The sequence below is a fragment of the Kitasatospora sp. NPDC056531 genome (assembly GCF_042794375.1).
Classification (GTDB): Bacteria; Actinomycetota; Actinomycetes; order Streptomycetales; family Streptomycetaceae; genus Kitasatospora.
Genome location: NZ_JBHTTU010000172.1, coordinates 1 through 7,443, shown reverse-complemented (window position 1 = coordinate 7,443; position 7,443 = coordinate 1). Strand labels below are relative to the sequence as shown.

Below are 7,443 nucleotides of genomic sequence, written 5' to 3'. Positions count from 1 at the left end.
CACCACGAACCCATGGGTCCACCCCCTAACATCAGGGCAACGGACCCTCGGGTTCGCGCTGAAGAACCTTCAGTTTCCGCGAACTCGCGGGGGTCAAGGGGTCCAGCCAAGGTGAGCCCAAAAGCGGCAGCGGGATGATCTTGAGCCCGTGATGCCTGTTCAGGGCTCTATCACTCCGTGACCGGCGTTGTCCCGGGTTCTGTGGTTCTGATCATCTCAGGTCCGGTTGCCCACGATGATCCCGCGCGGGCGCTTGGGGCGCGTCCGGCAGGGCTGGATACCGGGTGGGGTGGGGATGACCTCGATCGAGCGGACCGCGTACCCGCGGTTCAAGCGGCTGATCACCGCGCGCGAGTTGCACGTGTTCTTCACGCCGTCCGAGGAGGAGCGGGCCTGGGCGGAGGGGGTAACGGACTCGGATGAGCACCAGCTGGCGCTGCTGCTGGCGTTGAAGTCGTACCAGCGCATGGGGTGCTTCCCGAAGCCGTCCGAGGTCCCGGATCAAGTGGTGGAGTTCGTGCGGCGGGCGGTGGAGCTGCCGGAGCACACCGAGGCGGTGTACCGGTCGGAGCGGACAGTGCGGCTCCACCGGGGCATGGTGCGCGAGCGGTGCGGGATGCGCAACGACGGGCCGGCCGCCCGGGCGCTGGCCGAGGAGGCGATGCGCATCGGGGCGGCGTCGAAGAACAACCCGGCCGATCTGATCAACATCGCGCTGGAGAAGCTGGTGGAGGCCGGGCTGGAGATCCCCCGGTTCTCGACGCTGGACGCGATGGCCTCCACAGTGCGGGCCCGGGTGAACGAGGAGATTCTGGCCGGGATCCGCGAGCGGATGACCGAGGACGAGCGGCACGGGCTGCTGAAGCTGGTCGACGTGGTCGGCCTGGACGGCAAGTCGCTATTCAACGCGCTGAAGAACAACCCCGGGCGGGCGACCTGGTCGAACTTCAAGCGGCTGAAGGGCCACCTGGAGTGGGTGGACGGCTTGGGCGAGACCTCCAAGTGGCTCCAGGGGGTGGCCACCGGGAAGGTCGCGGACTTCGCCGGCGAGGCGGAGGCCCAGGACGCGGCCACGCTCAAGGACTACACCACGGACCGGCGGGTCGCGCTGATCGCCTGCCTGGCGGCGAAGGCGCGGATGCGGGCGCGGGACGACCTGGCGACGATGTTCTGCAAGCGGATGGCCGCGAAGGCGAAGAAGGCCCGCGAGGAGCTGGAGGAGATCCGCCGCCAGCAGCAGGAGATCGTGGAGACGCTGGTCGCCAACTACCGCACCCTGCTGCAGCAGGTCGACGCCGGCGGGCCCGCGCAGACCGCACGGGCAAAGGCCGCAGCGCTGACCAAGGCAGCCCTGGACGCCCTGGAGGGCCTGGACGAGGAGTCCACCGCGACGGAGGTCGCCCGGAAGCTGGAGGGCCGGGTGTCGCCCGCGCTGCTGGTGCTCGCGGAGGGGCTGATGGTCCAGTCGAACGGGCTGGCGTCGCTCACCGCGGCGGTGGAGGGGCTCGGCGGCTTCGACGCCCAGTACGCGCAGATCGAGCGGGTGTCCGCGCACCACGGCGACAACTGGGAGGTGCTGCTGCACGGGCACATGAAGGCCGACCGGCCGGTGATGTTCGACCTGACCGACGTCATCGAGCTGAAGGCCACCAGCGAGGACTCCTCCGTGCTGGACGCCCTGGCGCACGCCAAGGGCCACCGCGCCAAGGTGCGCGACTTCATCCCCGACCGGGACGACAAGGGCCGCAAGGTGGACGTCTCCTTCGCCACGCAGAACTGGCAGAAGGTCATCCGCGACCGCCGCCAGCCCGGGCACTTCGTGCGCCGCCACTTCGAGGCGATGGTGTTCTACTACCTCGCCGAGGAGTTCCGCACCGGCGACGTCGCGGTGATCGGCTCGGAGGAGTACGCCGACTGGTCCGAGCAGCTGCTGCCCTGGGAACAGGTGGAGGCGAAGCTGCCGGAGTACCTGGTGGAGGTCGGCCTGCGCGCGCCGGGCGACACGACGCCGTTCGACGGCCGGACGCTGGTCGCCCAGCTCCGGGACCGTCTGCGCGAGGCGGCGGCGAAGGCGGACGGCGAGTACCCGGAGAACGACGAGCTGTTCATCGACCCGGACTCGGGGGTGCCCAAGCTCAAGCCGCGCCGGGCGGAGAAGCCCCGCAAGAGCGCGCAGGTGCTGGAGCAGGCCATCAAGGAGCGGATGCCCGAGCGCACGCTGCTGGGGATCGTGGCCCGTACCGCGTACTGGATCGAGTGGTGGCACCGGTTCGGGCCGGCCTCCGGCAACGACCCGAAGCTGAAGGACCCGTTCGGTCGGTACGTCATCACGACGTTCGTCAAGGGCACGAACATGACGTACGCCGAGGCCGCCCGGCACATCGCTGGCGTCTCCGGCCATGAGCTATCGGTGGCGGCCCGGCGGCACGTCACCACCGCGAAGCTGAACGAGGCGATCGGCGACGTGGTCGACCGGCACGCCCAGCTCGACCTGTCCCGGGCGTGGGGCAACGGCACCACCGCCGCGGCCGACGGCACCCACATGGACACCTACCTGGACAACCTGCTCGCCGAGACGAGCGTGCGGTACGGGGCGGTCGGCGGCATCGCGTACCACCACGTTTCGGACCTGTACATCGCGCTGTTCACGCACTTCGTGCCGTGTGGTGTGTGGGAGGCCGTGTACATCATCGAGGGCCTGTTGAAGAACACCTCCGAGGTGAAGCCCACCACGGTCCATGCGGATACGCAGGGCCAGAGCTACCCGGTCTTCGCGATCGCGCACCTGCTCGGCATCGACCTGATGCCCAGGATCCGCAACTGGAAGGACCTGCTGTTCTTCCGCCCCAACCGCACCGCGCAGTACGAGCACATCGACGCCCTGTTCGGCGAAGCAGGCCGCAACGTCATCGACTGGCACCTCATCGAGACCCACTTCAAGGACCTCATGAAAGTGATCGTCTCGATCCGCGAAGGCACGATCTCCTCCGCGACGCTGCTCAAGCGGCTGCGGTCCGGCTCTCGCCGCAACGCCACCTACACCGCCTTCCGCGAGGTCGGCAAGGTCATCCGCACCGTCCAGCTCCTGCGCTACCTCTCGGACGCTCCGCTCAGGGCCCGGGTGACGGCGGCGACCAACAAGGTCGAGGCGTTCAACGGCTTCTCCGACTGGGTCCGCTTCGGCCAGCACGGCACCGTGGCGGCGAACGACCCGGTCGAGCAGGAGAAGGACGTGAAATTCACCTCCCTGCTGGCCAACCTGGTGATCTTCCACAACACCCTGGACATCGGCGACGTGGTGCGCGAGCTGCAGGCCGAGGGCTGGATCGTTGACCCGCTCGACCTGGCACAGATCTCCCCGTACCTGACCGAGCACATCAAGCGGTTCGGTGAGTACTCCACCCACGAACTCGGCATCACCCCGGACGCCTACGACGCCCGCTTGGACGTCGACTTCAGTGCGCTGGCGCAGGACGAGGCGGCGTGAAGGCGGGGTAGCCGCCGAGTCCGTCTGCTCTGGCCTGGTACAGGGACGGTCGGTTCAGGCTGCTGGGGTGTGCCGGTCGCGGGTCGGCAACTCGCGGAGCCGCAGGACAGGGGAAGGCAGGAGCCACAAGAACGAGGTGAGGGCACCGACGACCGCCACCCACAGGGTGGGGCGCAGGCCGATGGTGCCGGCGAGGGCACCGCCGACGAGCGAACCGAGCGGACGGGTACCGAAGTTGACGCTCCGGTAGGCACCGAAGACGCGGGAACGCAGGTTGTCCGGAACGATCGCGGCGAAGATGGAGGCCCCGGCGATGTCCAGCCACATCACTCCGAGTCCGGAACCGAATTCGGCTGCGAACAGGAGCCCGAGGACAACGGGAGTGGTCCCGTGCGCCGCGGGGATCAGCAGCAGGGGGGCGGGGAAGACGATGCTGCCGAGGATGAAGGTCGGCCCGACACCTATTCGCCTGGTGATGGCGCCGGCGCAGAGCGCCCCCAGGAGTCCGCCCACGGATCCGGCACCCAGAACTGCGCCGAGCAGACCGGGGTCGAGGCGGAGGACGGTGGTGGCGTACAGCACGAACAGGGCCGCAACCATGAAGGTGAAGAAGTTGACGGTGGCAGTGGCCGCAAGTGAGGCGCGCATCATCGGCGAACCGACCATGAACCGTGCGCCTTCCGCGAGCTGGCCGTGGGTCTTGCGTTCCGCAGGGGGTTCGACCGGCGCGATGCGGGACAGGGCGAAGGCTGAGGCAGCGAAGGAGAGAGCATCGGCCAACAGGGCGAGCGGCGCCGAGAGGATCTGCACCAACACCCCGCCGATGCTCGGACCGGCGACCTGGGACATGGCACGGCTGCCGCTGATCAGGGAGTTCCCTTCGACATACCGGTCCGGCGGGACCAGAGCGTTGAACAGCGGTGCGTTGCAGACATCGAAGAGGACCGAGAGGGTCCCGGTCGCCAGCGCCACCGCGTACAGATGGGCGAGCGTGAGTGCGTTGAAGGCGTAGGCGAGTGGAATGGTGGCGATGAGGGCGAGCCGGCCGAGGTCTGCGGCGATCATGACCCGGCGCCGGTGACTTCGGCGGTCCGCCCAGACGCCGGCATGGAGCGCGAACAGCAGATTGGGCAGCCAGGTCGCGGCAGCGAGGTAGCCCATCTGGGCGGCGTTGGCATGCGCGGCAAGGACTGCTACGAGCGGAATCGCGATGGAGGAGATCTGATCGCCGAGGCCGGAGATCGTCTGGCCGGTCCAGTAGCGGCGGAAGGCTACTTCCCGGAGCAGGTCGGGCAACAAGCGCATCCCGGCTGATAAGGGCCTCGTTGGCGTCGAGCCCGGCACCGGCCGGTCAGGGGCGGACGCGGTCACGAGGCCGACTCCTGGTTGTTTCGGCTGCCGGCACGGGTGGGGAAGGCCAGCTGCAGCACGGTGACCGGCCGCGAATCTTGGGGGCGCTTGCTCGCGTCGTCGAGCCGTTCCAGGTATGGCCGCATCAGGTCCTGGATCTGCCCGCCCAGCTCGCCCAGCTCAGCTGCCGTCAGATGCAGGAGGGTGTCACCGAACTGCGCGGCCTGCTGCCACTCGACCGGTTCCTGGGACCGCTCCTGAACCCAGCGCGTGGTGAGCTCAAAGTACCGCTCGGCAATGGCCAGCTGGAGCGCTTCCGTGGCGGCGGCCGCCGCTGGGTCCTCGATAATGCCAGCCTCCCAGCTGGTGAACATAGCGGTGGCTTGCCACGGCTTCTCCCGCCCTCGGCCGCCCCCGGCCTCTTCCACCAAGCCGTACTTCGCCAGCTGGCGCAGGTGAAAGGAGCAACTGGCGACGCTCTCACCGATGGCTTCAGCGGCCTGGGTGGCGGTCATTGGACCGTCCCGGCGCAACAGCCCTACCAACGCCAGCCGCGTCGGATGAGCGTAGGCACGCAGGGCACGGGGATCGGTCAGGCGAACGGAACGCGGTGAACTCTCCTCAGGCATGCATCTAAAGCTATCTTTAGAAAGAACCCTTTACAAGGGTTGGCGGCGGCAGTTGGGACATGCCGCCTCACCCGTCGCGGTAAATTACGGATTTACCGCGACAGGGCCTCCGGACCCCGGATCGGACCCCGCGATGGCCTCGCATGTTCGATCGAGCATGATCACCGCCGCCGGGGGTGAGGTGTACGCATTTACCGCGACAGCGTCGGAGGGGTGGGCGAGGGTGGCGATCGAACAGGCGGCCGTGTCGGAGAGTGGGGGCGCGCTTCGGCTTCCGCGCGCCCGCATCGTGCCCCTGGCCGCCGGCCCCGGCTCGTACGCCGCCGCGATCGACCGGTACCTGACAGCGGCGGGCATCTCGAAGGGCTCGGCACGGGTCTACCGGATCTCGCTGACCAACTGGGGCTGGATGCTGGCCGGCGAGGCGACGCCGACCGGACCCGCCCGGCGCGGGGCGAAGCCGCCGGCGCTCGCGCTCACCGCGCTGGACAACGAGGCGCTGCCCGAGCTGCTGGCCGAGCTCGCCGCCGACCGGGCGGACGAGCTGGACGCCGACACCGTCAACCGCGAACTGTCGGTGATCCGCAAGGCGATCGACTGGTGGCGCCGGCAGGGCTGGATCACCACGGATCCGACCTTCGGCATCGAGCGGCGCCCGGCCCCGCCGGACAAGACCAAGGCGCTCTCCCTGGCCCAGGTCGCCGCCGTCTGGCGCCTGGACGACGTGGGCCTGCGCGAGAAGACGCTGTGGCGGCTGCTGTACGAGTCCGCAGCGCGGGCGGAGGAGACGCTCTGCCTCAACGTCGAGGATCTGTTCACTGCGGACAAGCGCGGCAAGGTCACTGCGAAGGGCGGCGCCACCGAGTGGATCCACTGGCAGTCCGCCACCGCCCAGCTGCTGCCCCGCCTGATCGCCGGCCGCAGCCAGGGCCCGCTGTTCCTCACCGAGCGCCGTGCGCCGGCCGGGAAGCCGACCAACGACATCTGTCCGGTCACCGGGCGGGCCCGCTTGTCCTACCGGCGCGCGGAGGAGATCTTCGAGGAGACCACCCGGCTGCTGGCCAACCCCCTCGCCCGGCCCGAGCAGCGGGAGCAGCTGCAGGGCTGGACGTTGCACCGGTGGCGCCACTCCGCCCTGACCCACGACGCGGAGAACGGCACCAGCACCCCGATGCTGCTGGCCCGCTCCCGGCACGCCTCCGTCCGCTCGCTCGAGCGGTACGCCCGGCCGGGCGTGGACGCAGTCGCTCGGCACGTCGCCGCCCAGGACCCGGCCGCCCGCCGACGCTGACTGCGGTTCAGCTCAGCTCAAGATCATCCCAAGGCGGCTTTGGGGCTCTTGTGCTGGATCTGTGGGTCGGATCATGTGAGTTGGCGTCGGGGCAGGGTGGGGCGGTTGCCGCCGAGGCAGAGCATGACGAGGGCGATGACGGCCTCGGCGGAGCGAAAGCCGAAGCCTCTGCGGATGATGAGCCTGGTCTTCGTGTTCGTGGACTCGATGAGTCCGTTGCTCAACTCCTCGACGATCGCGTGCAGGATGGCGTCGTGGTGGCGTTGGACCTTGCGGGCGAGTTCGACGAAGACCGGAATCCGCGACCGCCTCGCCCAGGACAGCCAGTGGTCCAGCGCCTCGGCCGCGGCAGGCGCGCCCTCTGTTCTGGCGATTCGGTAGATCGTGCGCAGTCCCTCCTTGAGGAGGTAGGCGCGGTGCAGGCGCGGGTCGTTGGTAGCGATCCAGGCGAGTTTTGCCTGCTGGCGGGCGGTGAGGTCCTCGGGGTTCTTCCACAGCGCGTGACGGGAGTGCTTGAGACGGCGGGCGAGTTCGGGGTCTGCCGCCTGGCGCCTGGCGCGGTTCCAGGCGGCCCGGCGTTCCTCGTCCAGGGCCTCGGTGGCCCAGTGGAGTCGGACCGGGGCGCGGTGCCAGCGTTTCGGCTGGTCCGTTTCCCCGGCCCGCTCCCCGAACCGGACATGCGAGTT

At 69.2% G+C, this 7,443-nt stretch carries 5 protein-coding genes; 2 read left to right on the top strand and 3 right to left on the bottom strand.

Annotated features, from left to right (window positions below; all coding sequences use genetic code 11):
* Positions 1 to 295: 295 nt before the first annotated feature.
* Positions 296 to 3,487 carry a Tn3 family transposase gene (locus ACFQ87_RS43220; protein WP_380616503.1) on the top strand — a complete coding sequence of 1,064 codons (3,192 nt, stop codon included), beginning with the start codon at positions 296 to 298 and terminating at the stop codon, positions 3,485 to 3,487.
* Between the two features lie 54 nt (positions 3,488 to 3,541).
* Here the strand turns inward: ACFQ87_RS43220 and ACFQ87_RS43215 are convergent, their stop codons facing one another.
* Both ACFQ87_RS43215 and ACFQ87_RS43210 read right to left on the bottom strand, forming a co-directional pair.
* Entirely contained in the window at positions 3,542 to 4,858 is a 1,317-nt protein-coding gene (locus tag ACFQ87_RS43215) for an MFS transporter (RefSeq protein ID WP_380616502.1), read from the bottom strand.
* Positions 4,855 to 5,352 (bottom strand): winged helix-turn-helix domain-containing protein, encoded by a 498-nt coding sequence (locus ACFQ87_RS43210; RefSeq protein ID WP_380616501.1) that lies wholly within the window; start codon positions 5,350 to 5,352, stop codon positions 4,855 to 4,857. The genes ACFQ87_RS43215 and ACFQ87_RS43210 overlap by 4 nt, the downstream gene beginning before the upstream one ends.
* Before the next feature lie 337 nt (positions 5,353 to 5,689).
* Here ACFQ87_RS43210 and ACFQ87_RS43205 point away from each other — a divergent pair, with 337 nt between their 5' ends.
* Positions 5,690 to 6,757 (top strand): tyrosine-type recombinase/integrase, encoded by a 1,068-nt coding sequence (locus tag ACFQ87_RS43205; protein WP_380616500.1) that lies wholly within the window; start codon positions 5,690 to 5,692, stop codon positions 6,755 to 6,757.
* Positions 6,758 to 6,828: 71 nt separating this feature from the next.
* Here ACFQ87_RS43205 and ACFQ87_RS43200 read toward each other — a convergent pair.
* A partial coding sequence (locus ACFQ87_RS43200; RefSeq protein ID WP_380616498.1) for a transposase occupies positions 6,829 to 7,443 on the bottom strand: 615 nt, incomplete at its 5' end.